15 protein-coding genes are annotated in these 14,585 nt (G+C 74.3%); 10 read left to right on the top strand and 5 right to left on the bottom strand.

All coding sequences use genetic code 11. The features are described from left to right. Positions 1 to 45: 45 nt before the first annotated feature. On the bottom strand, positions 46 to 2,016 hold the full coding sequence (locus ACA361_RS10805; RefSeq protein WP_375011707.1) for an ABC transporter ATP-binding protein: 1,971 nt from the start codon (positions 2,014 to 2,016) through the stop codon (positions 46 to 48). Positions 2,017 to 2,211: 195 nt separating this feature from the next. Between ACA361_RS10805 and ACA361_RS10800 the strand changes: the two genes are divergently transcribed. The 6 genes from ACA361_RS10800 (at position 2,212) to ACA361_RS10775 (ending at position 5,889) form a co-directional block, all read left to right on the top strand. Further along, positions 2,212 to 3,291, top strand: coding sequence for an LCP family protein (locus ACA361_RS10800; RefSeq protein WP_375011706.1), 1,080 nt, complete (start codon positions 2,212 to 2,214; stop codon positions 3,289 to 3,291). A gap of 31 nt (positions 3,292 to 3,322) precedes the next feature. Beyond that, the gene (locus ACA361_RS10795; protein WP_375011705.1) at positions 3,323 to 3,655 is read left to right on the top strand and encodes a hypothetical protein; all 333 of its coding nucleotides are present in this window, start codon (positions 3,323 to 3,325) and stop codon (positions 3,653 to 3,655) included. Positions 3,656 to 3,751: 96 nt separating this feature from the next. After that, positions 3,752 to 3,907, top strand: coding sequence for a hypothetical protein (locus ACA361_RS10790; RefSeq protein WP_366616926.1), 156 nt, complete (start codon positions 3,752 to 3,754; stop codon positions 3,905 to 3,907). Between the two features lie 223 nt (positions 3,908 to 4,130). Continuing rightward, the gene (locus ACA361_RS10785; RefSeq protein ID WP_375011704.1) at positions 4,131 to 4,289 is read left to right on the top strand and encodes a hypothetical protein; all 159 of its coding nucleotides are present in this window, start codon (positions 4,131 to 4,133) and stop codon (positions 4,287 to 4,289) included. Positions 4,290 to 4,361: 72 nt separating this feature from the next. Beyond that, positions 4,362 to 4,853: a glutathione peroxidase gene (locus ACA361_RS10780; RefSeq protein ID WP_375011703.1), complete on the top strand. Its 492-nt coding sequence runs from the start codon at positions 4,362 to 4,364 to the stop codon at positions 4,851 to 4,853. Positions 4,854 to 4,977: 124 nt separating this feature from the next. Continuing rightward, positions 4,978 to 5,889 carry an oxidoreductase gene (locus tag ACA361_RS10775; RefSeq protein ID WP_375012006.1) on the top strand — a complete coding sequence of 304 codons (912 nt, stop codon included), beginning with the start codon at positions 4,978 to 4,980 and terminating at the stop codon, positions 5,887 to 5,889. A gap of 9 nt (positions 5,890 to 5,898) precedes the next feature. On the opposite strand, the gene ACA361_RS10770 is transcribed toward ACA361_RS10775, so the two are convergent. From ACA361_RS10770 to ACA361_RS10755, 4 genes are all read right to left on the bottom strand, one after another. Continuing rightward, a complete protein-coding gene (locus ACA361_RS10770) occupies positions 5,899 to 6,441 on the bottom strand; it encodes a methylated-DNA--[protein]-cysteine S-methyltransferase (RefSeq protein ID WP_375011702.1) in 543 nt (180 codons plus the stop codon). Continuing rightward, positions 6,438 to 7,757, bottom strand: a complete 1,320-nt coding sequence (locus ACA361_RS10765; protein ID WP_375011701.1) for an MFS transporter — start codon at positions 7,755 to 7,757, stop codon at positions 6,438 to 6,440. Before ACA361_RS10765 ends, ACA361_RS10770 begins: the two co-directional genes overlap by 4 nt. 79 nt (positions 7,758 to 7,836) lie before the next feature. Then, the gene (locus tag ACA361_RS10760; RefSeq protein WP_375011700.1) at positions 7,837 to 10,464 is read right to left on the bottom strand and encodes a DUF6493 family protein; all 2,628 of its coding nucleotides are present in this window, start codon (positions 10,462 to 10,464) and stop codon (positions 7,837 to 7,839) included. Then, complete coding sequence (locus tag ACA361_RS10755; RefSeq protein ID WP_375011699.1) at positions 10,461 to 11,831, bottom strand: SWIM zinc finger family protein; 1,371 nt, start codon at positions 11,829 to 11,831, stop codon at positions 10,461 to 10,463. Before ACA361_RS10755 ends, ACA361_RS10760 begins: the two co-directional genes overlap by 4 nt. A gap of 142 nt (positions 11,832 to 11,973) precedes the next feature. On the opposite strand from ACA361_RS10755, the gene ACA361_RS10750 reads away from it, so the two are divergent. The 4 genes from ACA361_RS10750 (at position 11,974) to ACA361_RS10735 (ending at position 14,563) form a co-directional block, all read left to right on the top strand. Beyond that, positions 11,974 to 12,336 (top strand): hypothetical protein, encoded by a 363-nt coding sequence (locus ACA361_RS10750; RefSeq protein ID WP_375011698.1) that lies wholly within the window; start codon positions 11,974 to 11,976, stop codon positions 12,334 to 12,336. Positions 12,337 to 12,418: 82 nt separating this feature from the next. After that, the gene (locus tag ACA361_RS10745; protein WP_375011697.1) at positions 12,419 to 12,814 is read left to right on the top strand and encodes a DUF3817 domain-containing protein; all 396 of its coding nucleotides are present in this window, start codon (positions 12,419 to 12,421) and stop codon (positions 12,812 to 12,814) included. A gap of 703 nt (positions 12,815 to 13,517) precedes the next feature. Beyond that, on the top strand, positions 13,518 to 14,030 hold the full coding sequence (locus ACA361_RS10740; protein WP_375011696.1) for an SRPBCC family protein: 513 nt from the start codon (positions 13,518 to 13,520) through the stop codon (positions 14,028 to 14,030). Beyond that, a complete protein-coding gene (locus ACA361_RS10735; RefSeq protein ID WP_375011695.1) occupies positions 14,027 to 14,563 on the top strand; it encodes a TetR/AcrR family transcriptional regulator in 537 nt (178 codons plus the stop codon). The genes ACA361_RS10740 and ACA361_RS10735 overlap by 4 nt, the downstream gene beginning before the upstream one ends. Positions 14,564 to 14,585: the final 22 nt, after the last annotated feature.

Raw genomic sequence — 14,585 nt, 5'->3', positions numbered from 1 at the left:
CGGCGCGGGCGGGCGGGACACGCCACGAGCCGGCGCGGCCGGGGCTCAGCCGGCGGTGCGGTACGCCTGGGCCTGGAGGCCGTAGAGGTCGGCGTAGAGGCCGCCGCGCGCCATCAGCGCGGCGTGGTCGCCCTCCTCGATCACCTTGCCGTGCTCCAGCACGTAGATCCGGTCGGCGTGCCGGACGCTGGCCAGCCGGTGGGTGATCAGCAGCACCGTCCGGCCGTCGGCGTGCGTGCGGATCCGCTCGAACAGGTGGTGCTCGGCGCGCGCGTCCAGGGCGGCCGTCGGCTCGTCGCAGATCAGCAGCGGCGCGTCCCGGAAGAAGCCGCGGCCCACCGCCAGCCGCTGCCACTGCCCGCCCGACAGCTCGGCGCCGCCCTCGAACCGGCGGTCCAGGAGCGTGTCGTAGCCGCGCGCGAGGCCGTCCACCACCTCGTCGGCACCGGAGGACCGGGCGGCGGCCAGCAGCTTCTCCTCGGGCGCCGGACGGCCCATCGTGATGTTCTGCCGGGCGGTCATCGGCCAGTGCGTGTACTCCTGCGCGATCACCGCGACGCGCTCCCACAGCCGCTCGGGCGGCACCCGGCGCAGCGACACGCCGTCCCAGCGGACGTCGCCGGAGTCCGGGTCGTACAGCCCGGCGAGGATCTTGGCCAGGGTGCTCTTGCCCGAGCCGTTCTCGCCGACCAGCGCCACCACCTCGCCGCGGTCGACGCGCAGCGAGACGCCGTTGAGGGAGGGCGCGTCCGCGCCGGGGTAGGTGAACGTGACGTCCTCCACGGTGATCCGGCCGAAGTCGTCCGGCAGGGCGACCGGGGCCTCCCCCTCGGGTAGCAGGCGGACGCGCTCGGGCGTCCGCGCCTCGGCCTCGGCGCAGAACTCCAGGTAGTCCCCGAAGTACAGGCCCTCCTCGTAGCACCGGTTGACGGCGAACACGAGAGTGGCGAGCGAGGTCTGGCCGGTGCGGATCGCCAGCACGGCCGTCCCCGCCACGGCCAGCGGCACCGCGCCCTTCCAGAGCATGAACCCGAGCGCGACGTACACGCCCGCCGTGGCCAGGCCCTTCATCATGTCGCCGAGGACCCGCACGACCGTCTGCCGCCGGGCCAGGTCCAGTTCCAGGGCGCGCTGGTGCGCGGCGACCTGGTCGTACTGGTCCAGCAGGAAGCCCCGCATGGTGAACGACCGGATCTCCGGGGCCTGCCCGCGGTCGGCCATCAGGTCGGACAGGATCCACTTGCGCCGCATCGCGCCGATCATCCGCAGTTCGGCGACGTAGCGCATCCGCGCGGCCCGGACGGCCGCCCAGCCCTCCGGCATCGCCGTGAGCAGCAGCAGCGGCAGCAGCAGGGGATGGAGCACGCCCAGCGTCCCGGCCGCCGCGGCCAGCCCGACCGCGCCGGTGAGGACGTCGACCGCCTGCTGGACGACCATGGTCGCCGACCGCATCCCGCGGCCCTCGGCGCGCTTGAGGTCGTCCAGGAACTCCGAGTCGTCCAGCGCGGCCAGCTCCACGGCCGTGGTCGCCTCGTACAGCCGCAGCTCGACCAGCCGCTCCACCTGCGGGTCCAGCCGGGCCTGCGCCCAGCCGGCCGCCGCCTGGAGCCCGGACCGCAGGGTGATCGCCCCGGCCACCAGCGCCAGCGACGGCAGCGCCGCGCGGACCCGGTCGGGGGTCGGGCCCGCCGCGAGCAGCGCGGTCAGCACGCCGGTGGTGGCCAGCAGCCCGAACGCGGTGAAGACCCCGGCGATCAGGTTGAACGCGATGGTCACGGTGGTGTCGACCTTGTTGGCGCGCCAGGCCAGCCGGGCCGAGCGCCCGATCACGGCGGGCAGTCGCCGGGCCATCGTCCGCATTCCGGTCGAGTTCAGCTCACCGGTCCGGGCGTACCAGACCGGCGCCGTCATCTCCGGCAGGCCGGAGTCGTCCGGGGCCGCGTCCGCCCCGGTCCGCCGCCGGTTCCGGAAGGCGCGGACGAATCCGCGCAGGAAGAATCTCGGTGAAACACCCATCCGCCGCCCCTCGCCCGCACGTACCACCGAAGGGAAGTGTGCCCCGCCAGGGGGACGGCGACCGCTGCATTCATCACAAAGCGTGCTGATACGGAACGGCAGACAAATCATGCACTGGATGGACGCGCTGGGTAGTCGGCTTCCCCTAAGGTCTACGGCATGACCGACGCCTGGCCAGGACGGGAGGGACACCGGATGGCGCGCAACAGGCCCGCTCCGGCGGAGTACGCGTACGAGCGCGACCCCTACGGCGACCCCTACGCGGACCCGTACGCGGGCGACCAGTACCGGGGCCGCGACCCCTACGACGACGGGCACCGGCGCCGCCGGCGCCGCCGCTGGCCGCGGGTGCTCGCGATCCTCCTGGTGATCCTTCTGGTCGTGGCGGCCGGCGGCTACTTCTACCTGGACTCGCGGCTCAAGCGGGAGGCCGTGCTGGACCAGCCCGGCCGGCTCGCCGACACCCCCGGCACCAACTGGCTGATCGTCGGCTCGGACAGCCGCGAGGGGCTCGACAGCGCCGACCGCAAGAGGCTCGCCACCGGCAAGGCCGCGGGCCGCCGGACGGACTCGATGATGCTGCTGCACTACGGTTCCGGCGGCACGTCGCTCACCAGCCTGCCGCGCGACTCCTACGTCCCGATCCCGGGCCGGGGCTCGAACAAGCTGAACGCGGCGTTCGCGTTCGGCGGCCCCAAGCTGCTGGTCAAGACCGTCGAGCAGGCCACCGGCGTGCGGATCGACCACTACGCCGAGATCGGCCTCGGCGGGTTCGTCGGCATCGTGGACGCCGTCGGCGGCGTCGACATGTGCATCAAGGAGCCGATGCGCGACCCCAAGGCCGGGCTGAACCTCAGGCCCGGCTGCCAGACCCTCGACGGCGCCTCGGCCCTCGGGTACGTCCGCACCCGCGCCTCCGCCCGCGCCGACCTCGACCGGGTCGAGCGGCAGCGGCAGTTCTTCGGGGCGCTGATGAAGAAGGCGGCGAGCCCCGGCGTCCTGCTCAACCCGTTCCGCGGCGTCCCGCTGGCCCTCAACGGCACCGGCAACTTCCTGGTGGACGAGGACGACCACCTGCACGACCTGGCCCGGATGATGTGGGCGATGAAGGGCGTCAGCGGGGGCGGCGGCGTCACCACCTCGGTCCCGATCGGCGGCAGCGGCAGTTCCCCGGGCGTCGGCGCGTACATCACCTGGGACAAGCGGAAGGCGGCCGCGCTGTTCGAGGCGCTGAAGAACGACGAGAAGATCCCGGGCAGCGTCGTCTCGAAGTAGCGGCCGGCCCCGGACGGCTAGAGTCGGGGGCATGCCGGAAGCGACGCGGCTGGACGAGCTGCCCTCCAAGGAACTGCACGACCGGGCGATGGCCCTGGCCAGGGAACGGCGCGACGTGGGCTTCCTGTGGGAGCTGCTGCGCGCCATCCCGGCGGCCGCGGCCTCGCTCGGCGAGGTGGACCGGGCCACCTTCGACATCCTGCACGGGCTGTCGCTGCTGGAGGAGTTCACGCACGCGGGCGACAGCGACCTGACCGAGGCGCTGCGCCCGCTCTACATCTCCTACCTGGCCGAGCACGGCCCGGCGGACGGCGACGGGACCGGGGGCGGGGGCGCCGCGCCCGGCGGCCGCACCGCGGACTGATCTCCGGCACGGCGGTTCTTTGCCCTCCCGTGACTTCTGTTCGCGTTCACTGGGGAAGCACTCTCCGTGAGCGACCGACCTCAGAAGGTAGGGAACGTGAATAAGAAGCATATGAAGATCGCCGCGATCGCCTTCGCGGTGTGGTACGTGATCACCAGGCCGGAGGGCGCCGCCACCCTGGTCAACAGCACGCTGGGCGGGCTCGGCGGCGCGGCGGAGTCGATGTCGCAGTTCGTCAGCGCGATTCCCTGACGTGTGACACCTCCGGGTGAAGGGCCGCGGCCCCGTACCTGCATCGGGTACGGGGCTCTTCCACGCCTGGGGATCAGGCCCGAGATCGGGCCCGGATCATGCCGGGGGGATCAAGCGCTGGCCGTCCCGCCACAGTAAAATGACGCTTTGCGTGCGTACGCAGATGGGCACAAATGAGTCGGGTCGTTTGTGTCGCTGTGCTACTGAGGGATGGCTGTTTCGGATGAACAAGAAGAACCTCCAGCGTGTCGCCATCGTCTTCGTGATCTTCTACTTGCTCACCTCGCCGCGTGACGCGGCCAACGTGGTCAACAACGCCATCTCGCAGCTGGGCGACGCGGGCAACGCGCTGGCGGCGTTCGTGAACGCGTTGGGGACGTGAGGGCGGGCCGTCCCCGCTCCCACGGGACGGCCGGTAACGGGCAGGCCCGATCTCTCTTCTAGGATCGGGCCCATGTCTGTCTACGAGGTAGAGATCGGTGGTCTGCGCGGCGGTTCCGCGGACCTCGGCCAGTACCGCGGCAAGGCCGTGCTGATCGTGAACGTCGCCTCCAAGTGCGGCCTCACCCCCCAGTACACCGGCCTCGAGCGGCTCCAGGAGCGCTACGCCGGGCGCGGCTTCACCGTCCTCGGCGTCCCGTGCAACCAGTTCATGGGGCAGGAGCCGGGCACGCCGGAGGAGATCGAGCAGTTCTGCTCGACGACGTACGGCGTGACGTTCCCGCTCACCGAGAAGGTCGAGGTGAACGGGGAGGGCCGGCACCCCCTGTACGACGCCCTCACGCCCGCGGCCGACGCCGAGGGCCACACCGGCGACATCCGGTGGAACTTCGAGAAGTTCCTCGTCGCCCCGGACGGCACCGTCGCGGCCCGCTTCGCGCCGCAGGCCGAGCCCGAGTCGGACGAGGTGGTCGCCGCCATCGAGAAGAACCTGCCGGCCGCCTGACCCCCGGCCCCCGGTGGCGCCGGCCGCCGCCGTCCCGCCGCCCCGTGTGGGGTGCGCCACACTCAGGTTGTCGCTGTTGGACGCTGGGTCTAGCGTGGGACCCCGCGACGACGTGGAGGTGACCATGGGCGGCTGGAGTGCGGCCGACATCCCCGGCCTGAGCGGGCGGCGGGCGATCGTCACCGGGGCCAACAGCGGCATCGGCTACCACGCCGCGCTGGAGCTGGCCCGGCACGGCGCCTCGGTCGTGCTGGCGTGCCGCAGCGCCGAGCGCGGCCAGGCGGCGCACGACCGGATCAGGGCCGCCGTCCCCGCCGCGGACGTGGAGCTGGGCATCCTCGACCTCGCCGACCTGTCCTCGGTACGGGAGTTCGCGGCCCGCCAGGAGGGCCGCCCGCTGGACGTCCTGGTCAACAACGCGGGCGTGATGGCGCTGCCCAAGCGCGCGACCGCCGACGGGTTCGAGATGCAGTTCGGCACCAACCACCTCGGCCACTTCGCGCTCACCGGCCTGCTGCTGCCGGCGCTGCGGTCCGCCGAGGCCCCGCGCGTGGTCAACGTGACCAGCGGGTTCGCCTGGGCGGGCAAGCTGAACTTCGGCGACCTCCAGAGCGCCCGCAAGTACCGCAAGTGGACGGCCTACGCCCAGTCCAAGCTCGCGAACCTCGTCTTCACCCGGGAGCTGGGCCGCCGCGTGCCGGAGATCACCGCCGTGGCCGCGCACCCGGGCTTCGCCGCGACCAACCTCCAGCAGACCGGGCCGCGGATGGAGGGCAGCCGCGCCCAGGAGCGCCTCATGGGAGCGGTCAACGCCGTCGTCGCGCAGTCCGCCGCCGCCGGGGCCCTGCCCACGCTGTACGCGGCGACCGCGCCCGGCGTCGAGCAGGGCGCCTGCTACGGGCCGCGGCTCGCCCAGTACCGCGGCGCCCCCACCAAGGTCGTCGTGAACCCGGCGGCCAAGCGCCCCGAGCTGGGCGCGCGCCTGTGGGAGGTCTCGGAGTCGCTGACCGGCGTCGCCTACGAGACCTCGGTCTAGCCGCGCGGGCTACGGGGCGGTGGCGAGGTCCCAGTCGAGCGTGGCCGGGATGGAGCCCTCCATCGTGAGCAGCCAGCGCTTGACCTCGACGCCCGAGCCGCCGCTGTAGCCGCCCAGCCCGTTGGACGCCACCACCCGGTGGCACGGCACGATCAGCGGGACCGGGTTCGAGCCCATCACCTGCCCGATCGCCTGCGCCGGCACGCCCGCGCCGCTGAGCTCGCCCAGCTCGCTGTAGGTGACGACCTTCCCGTACGGGACGGACTCGTACAGCGCCGCGAGCACCTTCCGCTGCACCGGCGACGTCAGCCGCCAGTCGACCGGCAGATCGAACGCGTGCTCCGTACCGGTGAAGTAGGCGCGCAGGCTCTCCAGCGCCGGCGCGACCCGGCCGGGGTCGTCGACGACCGGCAGCCCGAACCGGGTCGCCGCACGCGCCCGGGTGCCGGGGGTGTCCTTCCAGCCGAGCCAGCCGACGCCGGCCTCGGTGGCGCCGACCAGCAGCCGCCCCAGCACGGTGCCGACCGATCCGAACGCGAGTGTCTCCGTCATGTCCGCTCCCTTCCGCCCAGGATGAGCGCCGCCGTCATGGGCAACACCAGGGCCATCGCGCAGGTTGCGAGGACACCGTAGGAGAACGCGGTGACGATCGCCCCGGCCGCCACCCCGCCGACCGCGGCGCCGCCGTTCATCAGCAGGTCCGACAGGCCCTGGACGGCCGGCCGCCGCTCCAGCGGGACCGACTCGGTCAGCAGCGCCGACCCGGCCACCAGCCCGAACGACCAGCCGAGCCCGAGCAGTACCAGCGCGACCGACAGCCGGGTCACGTCCCGCGGCGCGGAGACGGCCGCCAGCGCGGTCGCCGCGGCCAGCAGGGCCATCCCGATCAGCAGGACCGGGACGCGCCCGTACCGGTCGGCGAGCCAGCCGGGCAGCGGCGACAGCGCGTACATGCCGGCGATGTGCAGGCTGATGACCACGCCCACGATGGACAGGCTCGCGTGCCCGTGGTTGAGGTGGACCGGCGTCATCACCATGACCGAGACCATCACCATGTGGCTGACCGCGATCGCCGCCACCGCCAGCCGCGCCCGCGGCGACTCGCGCAGCGCCCGCCAGCCGCTCACCTTCGCCGCCCGCGCGGGCGGATCGTCGGCCGCACCCTTGCCGCCGGCCGTGCCCTTGCCATCGGCCGTGCCCTTGCCGCCGGCGGCCGGCATCCCGGCGGCGTGCAGCGGGTCGGGCCGGAGCAGCGCGAAGATCCCGAGCAGGGTCAGCCCGAACGCGATCGCCGCCATGGCGTACGGCCCCGCCCAGGCGGCCAGGCCCAGGTCGCGGCCGATCGCGTCGGCGGGCTCGGCCAGGTTGGGGCCCGCGATCGAGCCCACGGTGGTCGCCCACACCACGATCGAGAGGTCCCGCGCGGTGCGCCCGGGACCGGACAGGTCGGTGGCCGAGTACCGGGCGGCCAGGCCGCCCGCGCTGCCGCCGCCGGCCAGGAAGAGGCCCAGCATCAGCAGCGGCCACGAGGGGATCGCGGTGCCGATCATCGCGACGACCGCGCCGGCGGTGGCGGCGCCGTACGCCAGCGACAGCCCGGCGCGGCGGCCGTGCCGGGCGGCGGCGCGGGCCATCGGGACGGCCAGCACGCCGGCGCCCGCGACCGCGGACGTCTGCGCCAGCCCGCCGATGGCCTCCGAGCCCGACAGCGTCGCCGCCGCCAGGGTGCTGATCGCGACACCGGTGCCGACCCCGATGCCGCCGAGGATCTGGGAGGCGGTCAGCACCGCCAGGATGCGCCGCTGGGCGGGATGCCGCCCCGGCGGTACGGCCCGTTCCGCGGCCTCGTCCGCGAGCGTCATCGGCATGGTCCTGTCAGTAGTGAATAGCGGCGATGTTCGTGATTTGGCCCGATCACTGTACGGGACGGGGGTATCGAGGGAAACCTCACGGCCGGATGAGGAACGCGTGCAGCCGAGCCGCCTCCTTCACCACCCGGCTCGACCCGCCCCTGGCGGCCGCCTCCGCCAGCCCCGGCACGCCGTCCCGCGCCCCGGTGGCCTCGGCCGTGCGGGCGCCCAGCGCGATCAGGTCGGCCAGCCCGGCCGGCTGCTTGATCGTCTTCTCGGCGACGGCCGCGAGGACCACCGGGAGCGCCGCCGCGACCGCCGTCCACACCTGCGCGTGCGCCCCCGCGTCGGCGGCCTCGGCCAGCGCCCCGGCCACCCGGGCCGGCTTGGCGATCCGGTGCTCGGTCAGCGTCCCCACGGCCGTGCCCAGCTCGGCGGCGGGCAGGCGGCCGCGCGCCGCCATGTGCAGGAGCGCGTCCACGGCCCCGGCGCGCTGCCGCGCGCTCTTGACCGTCAGCCCGTACGCGAGCGCGGCCCCCGCCGCCGCCCCGGCCGGCCCGTCCGCCTCGGCCAGCCCGAGCAGCGCGGCGCCCTGCTCCGCGCTCGTCTCGACGAACGGCGCCAGGTGGGGGAGGAGGTGGGCGGCGGCCGTCTCGGTGTGCGACGGCAGCATCGCCGGCCACCAGTGGATCTCGGACGCGCCCCTCAGATGCCTACCTTCCGGGTGGTGCTTCCACGTGCTGCCCCGGGGGAACGCGAACAGCGGCGCGATCGGGTCCGGCACGTCCGCGCGCGGCGTCACCGCGGCGGCGAGCCCGCTGCCGGAATCGCCGGCCGGCCGGGCGCCCCAGACGAGCACGCGCTCGACGGCCGGGTCGGGGACGGGCCCGGCGGCGAGCCGGTCCGCCAGCGCCCGGCCCGCCGGCGACGCCAGCCGTCGGGCGCGGGCCAGGGCGCCGGCGCCGGTCTCGCGGGGGAGGCGCAGGAGGGCCTGCTGGAGGTCGTACGGGCCCGGCCCGGCTCCGGCGGCCTCGGCCCGTTCCAGGCGGGAGACCAGCTCATCCGGGTCGATGTGGCCGGTCGACGACGTCGGCGTCCCGAGCACGACCGGCGACCGCCCGGCCAGCGCGGCGATCTCGCGCATCCGCAGCACCAGGAAGCGGCGCAGCGGCGCGTAGAAGGTGCCCTTGACGCGGTCGATCTCCGGGAACGGGTCGTCCGGGCGGACGATCGCCCGTGCCGCGAGCGTCGGCCACAGGACCGGCCAGTCCGCGAACCAGCCCCGGTCGTTCGACAGGTTCCAGAAGTCGAGCTCGTCCTCGAAGAACGGTCCCAGCGCGGTCCTGACGCCGTCCGGGTCGCGGTACGCGAACTCGACGATCCCGGCCAGCACGCGCTCGACGTCCTGCCAGGCCGGTTCCGTGCGTTCCAGGGCGGCGTACTGCTCGGCCAGCTCGGCGAGGGAGGCGATCGGCCCGGGCAGCGGCGCGGGCGGGGGCGGCGGCGCCAGGACGGCCGGCGCGGCCGGCGCGGGCGCCGCGACCGCGCCGAACGCGGCGGCGATCCGGTCGCGGAGGTCGGCGGGCAGCGCGGCCGCCGCGTCGCGCACGGCCCCCCGGGCCTCCTCGCCGCCCTCGGCCGCGTGCTTGACGGCCACCGCGACGGCGCGTTCCTGCAGCGCGTGCGCGTCGCCGCCGAACGCGACGGTCAGCGCGGCGAGCGTCGCGTCCACCCGGGATCGCTCGCGGGCGCTCGCGCCGAGCCACGCGATCGCGGCCCGGACCAGCTTCTTCTCGGGGCGGAACAGCAGCGCCTCGGCCGCCTCGGTGAACGCGCCCCCGTCCAGCGCGCCGAGCCGGTCGGCTGCCCGCACCTGCGCGAGGGCGGCCTCGGCGACCCCGGCCGGTGCGGCGGGCAGCAGCCGCAGGTAGTCGCGGAGCCGCGCGGCGGCCTCCTCCGGGGTGACGGCGAGCGCCTCGTGCAGCCGCACGTACCAGCGCAGGTCGGCGAGGTCCCCGCCGCGCAGGAAGCGGCGGAGGCAGCCGTCCAGCAGATCGGCCCGCGCGATCCCGCCCCCGGCGGCGAGCGCGGTGAGCGCGTCCACCCACGGCCGCCCCTCGTAGACGGCGCCGAGCACCCGGCCGATGCTCTCGACCTCGAACAGCCGCGGCAGCATGGCCCCCAGGAACGGGTCGCCGGCCAGCTCCTTCGGGTCCGTCCAGTGGGCCCAGCCGACGGCGAACGCGTCGTCGCCCGGCGGCGCGGCGCCCGCGTCCAGGCACATCAGCGCGCAGAGCCTCCAGGCAGCCGCGTTCCCGTCCCAGTCCGCCTGGTCGGTGACGGACAGCCGGCCGGCCAGGCGCCGCGCCACCTCGGCCCGCCAGGCGGCCGGACGCCCCGCCATCGCGGCGACCACCCGGACGGCATGCCTGGGGTCGGTGCGCGAGGAGACGCGCAGGTCGCGGCGGGTCAGCCAGGTCGCCGCCGCGGCGGCCCCGCCGATGCTGCCCGCCCCCGCCGCCATGAACGCCCACTTGTGCGGTTCCATCCCCCAGGCCCAGCCGAACCGGGGCTGCCGCCCCTGGAGACTCTGCAGCAGGCCGGGCAGGTCCTTGGCGAGCCGGCGGCGCTCCCCGTCGTCGAGCCGCGTCATGAGCGCGGCGACCATCCGGAGGTTGCCGGCGTCGAGCTGCCTGCGCAGCATCTCCGCCGTGGTCCCGCTCATCGGGCGGTCTCCTTCGCGGCGTCGCGGACCATGCGCGCGGCCAGGACGTGCTTGCACGGGCCCCGCCCGCCCCGGTGGTCGATCCACCAGGGACAGGTGCAGGACGCCGTCCCCTCCGGGCCACCGGCGAACCGCACCTGCCAGGGCCGCCCGCCGGTGTCCACGGCCGCGACGCCGGGACCCGTGAACGTGACGCGGCCCTCGTCCACGAGCGCGCGGGCGTTGCGCAGGCGCGGGTTCATCGCGAGGACCCGGCCGGCGTCGTACGGCAGCTCGCGGTGGAAGAACCCGGCCTCGGCGGTGTCGTAGCCGACGCGCCCGGCCGTGCCGAGCTGGGTGAGCGCGGCGCGTGTCCGGGGGAGGTCCAGCCCGGCCCGTCCGGCGATCAGGTCTGGCTCGACGCGCGGCTCGAACGACAGCAGCGCGCCCACCAGCTCCGCGTCGTCGGCCGCCTCGTCGGTGGCCAGGGCGTCCAGGACGGCGCCCTCGCCGGAGAACCCGCGGTGCGGTTCGGGGGAGAGCGCCAGCACGTACCGCATGCCGGGCAGCTCCAGCTCCCAGACGCTCGCCACCGGCCCGTTCCCCGGGCGCACCGCGGGACCGTACGCGCGCAGCGCCCGGGCGAAGCGGAGCAGCGGCAGCATGGTCCGCAGCCGGTCGGGGCCGGGCAGGCACACCGCGCCCGGCACGGGCCGGGACGTGACGCGCAGGCCCCGCCCCGCCGGGACCGCCCACAGCGCCGCGCGGGACCGCGCGCCCGGCAGGCCGCGCAGGAAGCGCACCGCCTCGGCCGCCCCCAGCTCGGCGCGCGGATCGAACCCGGACGTGATCACCTGCACCTCGGCGAACCCGCGCAGCCACCGCTCGGGCAGCGGCACCTTCTTCTCCACCACCGCGCCGTCCGGCGTCGTGACCGCCAGCTCCTCCGCGCCCACGGCCAGGTGCAGCGGATCGTCGCCGCCGACCCGGGCGAGCGCCTCGCGGAGCGGGCCGTTCACGTCCACGTTGGTGGTGCCGCGCTCGTGCACCTCCCCGTCCAGTGCCTGTTCCAGGACGTCCAGCCGGGCGTACACCCCGCAGCACGCGGAGAACGACTCCAGCCTCAGCCGGTCGCCGTTGCACGTGACGACCGGATCCCGGAACGCCGTCGGGCGCGGCTGGTGGTAGCGGGTCTGCGCGACGTCGGCGAGGGCGAGCAGCGCCGCCGCGGCCGGTGCCGCCCGGGTGAGGAGCCCGCTGAAGAAGTACGGATGGGCGCTGGGGCCGGCGGCGGTGGTGCCGCCGGACGTGGAGAGGCCGAGGACGTCCCCGGCCAGCCCCGAAGGGCGCGAATACGTGTAAACCTGAGCCGTGCCGCTGCTCGCCATGCCGCGAACCTAGGCGCGGACTCCGACAAATTCCCGGAAATGGCGCACACGGCGGGCCGTTCATACCAGGCCAAGACTGGCGAACCCGGCATAGTACGGGGTAGGGCTCGGGCTCGCGGAGGGCGGGGGTAGGGTTTGTGACGTGCGAAGGTTCCTCACCCCTGGCTGGCTCGGGCTGCATGCGATCGCGATCACGCTGTGCGTCGCGTTCCTCGGCTTCGGGTGGTGGCAGTACGACCGCGCGCAGGCCGGCAACGACCGCAGCTGGGCCTACACCTTCGAGTGGCCCATCTTCGCGCTCTTCGTGGTCGTGATGTGGATCAAGATGATGCGGGACGAGCTGTCCGACGACCCCTCGACCAAGGCGCCCGCCCGCATCGAGGAGCCCGCGGAGGCCGCCGTCAAGCGGTCGATCATCGCGCAGCAGGAGGAAGAGGATCCGCAGCTGGCGGCCTACAACCGCTATCTGGCGAGGCTCAACTCCGAGACGCACCGGCGCGACTGAGGGCGCCCCCCGGGTTCCCGCGACGTACCCCACGACCATGCGACCTCGCCGGAGGTCCGACCCCGTCCAGAAGAGGTGACCCGTGGAAGCGGCCATCAACCGGTACCGCGTCATGGCCATCATCGTCGGCGTGATGCTGCTGATGGTGGTCTTCGTCGGCATGCCGATCCGCTACATCGGCGGCAACGGCACCCCGTCGGCGATCATCTCCCCGATTCACGGCGCGCTGTACATCGTCTACCTGGGGATTGCGTTCGACCTGTACCAGAAGGCGTCCTGGCCCCTGAAGCAGATGGTGCTGATGGTGACGGCCGGCCTGATCCCGTTCCTGGCCTTCTTCATCGAACGCAAGATCGTCGCACAGGCCCGCGCCGACCTGGCCGCCCGCGAGGCCGCCGCCGCGCCCGCCGGGCAGACCGAGCAGGCCGGGCAGGCCGGGCAGGCCGAGGGCGAGAAGCCCGCTCCCAACCAGGCGTGATCCGCGGCCGGGCCTGACCCGCCGCCCGGGTACGGCCTCGGCCCGTGGGGCGGGTCGCCTCCACGGGCCGGGCTCAGCAGCGGTCATCGGCTGCTTACTGGGCGGCCTGGGACGGGGGTCGGGTCTGAGTCACCGGGCCGCCCGGCTTCTTAACGGCTCACACGGTGCGTCTGGATCCGGCACTCACCTCGCTCTCCCCTGGGACGGTCGCTGGCGGCCGGTCCGGTGGCGCGGCTCCGCGAAGCCGCCGGTCCGGCGGTGAGGCGTCCGGTGCCGGGAGGGCGTCCGGCACCGGGCCCTGGGCCCGGATCGTGACGGTGTGCCGGGCCGGGACGGCCGAGGACCCGAGGTGTATCCCGGCGCGTTGCGGTCGCCGCCGGCACCTGGGCGGAAGGGGGGCGGTGCCGGAAGCGACGCGACGTGCCGGGAACGCCCTCGGCCGTCCGGACCGGGTCGCCGGGAAGGTCGCGCAGTGCTGTCTTCCGCATGATGACCCTCCCTGGTCCGTGGGTGCCGGGACTTGGTTCCGTCCTTCACCCTGCGTCACGATTACGTTGCGTTAAGTACCCCGGCTTCACGTCGGCGTAAACCCAGGTCAACGAAGAAACGCTGGAGGTAAACCCGGGCGCCTCCGGGTCTTGCGGAGGCTAACGCTGTTAGCTAATGTTCTGGCTAACGCCGTTAGCCGCCCTCGGAGGTCGACATGCTCGTCCGCGCCACCATCACGATCGCCGTACTGCTCGCCGTCGCCATCGCCGGCCTGTACGTCTGGACCAGGACCCACCCCACCCGGCTGCGCTCCCAGACCGAGATCAGCGCCCCGCCCGCCGCGGTCTGGAAGGTGCTGACCGACTTCGCGTCCTATCCCGAATGGAACCCGTTCATCGTCAGCGCCGAAGGCGAGCCCCGCGCCGGCGCGCGCCTCACCAACAAGCTGTCCAACCGCGGTGGCACGATGACGTTCAAGCCCAAGGTCCTCGTGGCGAAGCCGGGCGAGGAACTGCGCTGGATCGGCCGCTTCGGCGTCCCGGGCATCGTGGACGGCGAGCACTACTTCCTGCTGGAGGAGATCGAGGGTGGCCGGACCCGGCTCGTCCAGGGCGAGACGTTCACCGGCGTGCTGGTGCCGTTCGCGGGCGGCGCGATCCAGGTCGAGGACGGCTTCGCGGCCATGAACGCGGCCCTCAAGGCCAGGGTTGAGAAGATGGCCGGATGACCGTCGAGCAGCCGGCGCTCACCGCGCTGACCCCGCGGGCGGCCGAGATCGTCACGGCCGCCCGCACCCTGCTGGAGGAGGAGGGCCGCGAGGCGCTGACCATGCGTGTGCTCGCCGACCGCATCGGCATCCGCGCCCCCTCCCTCTACAAGCACTTCCCCGACAAGGAGGGCGTCGAGGTGGCGCTGATCGAGCGCGGCCTGGCCGAGATGGGGGCCGCCCTCCGCGCGTCGCTCGGCGAGCCGGAACCCGTGCCCGCACTGCTCCGGGCGTACCGGGAACGCGCCCGCGCCGGCCCCAACCTCTACCGGCTGAGCACCGCCGGGCCGCTGCCCCGCCACCGCCTGGCCCCCGGCCTGGAGGACTGGGCGGGGGAGCCGTTCTTCCTGGCGGCCGGCGAGGCGTACCTGGCGCAGGCGCTGTTCGCGTTCGCCCACGGCATGGTCATCATGGAGATCGACGGCCGCTTCCCGCCGGGCTCGGACCTGGACCGCACCTGGTCCGAGGGCGCCAGCGCCTTCGCCGGCGGCTAGGAGGCCGGGCGTGACCCGGCCT

The organism is Actinomadura sp. 21ATH (assembly GCF_041951345.1).
Taxonomy (GTDB): Bacteria; Actinomycetota; Actinomycetes; order Streptosporangiales; family Streptosporangiaceae; genus Spirillospora.
This window is presented reverse-complemented; position numbering and strand designations above follow the sequence as displayed.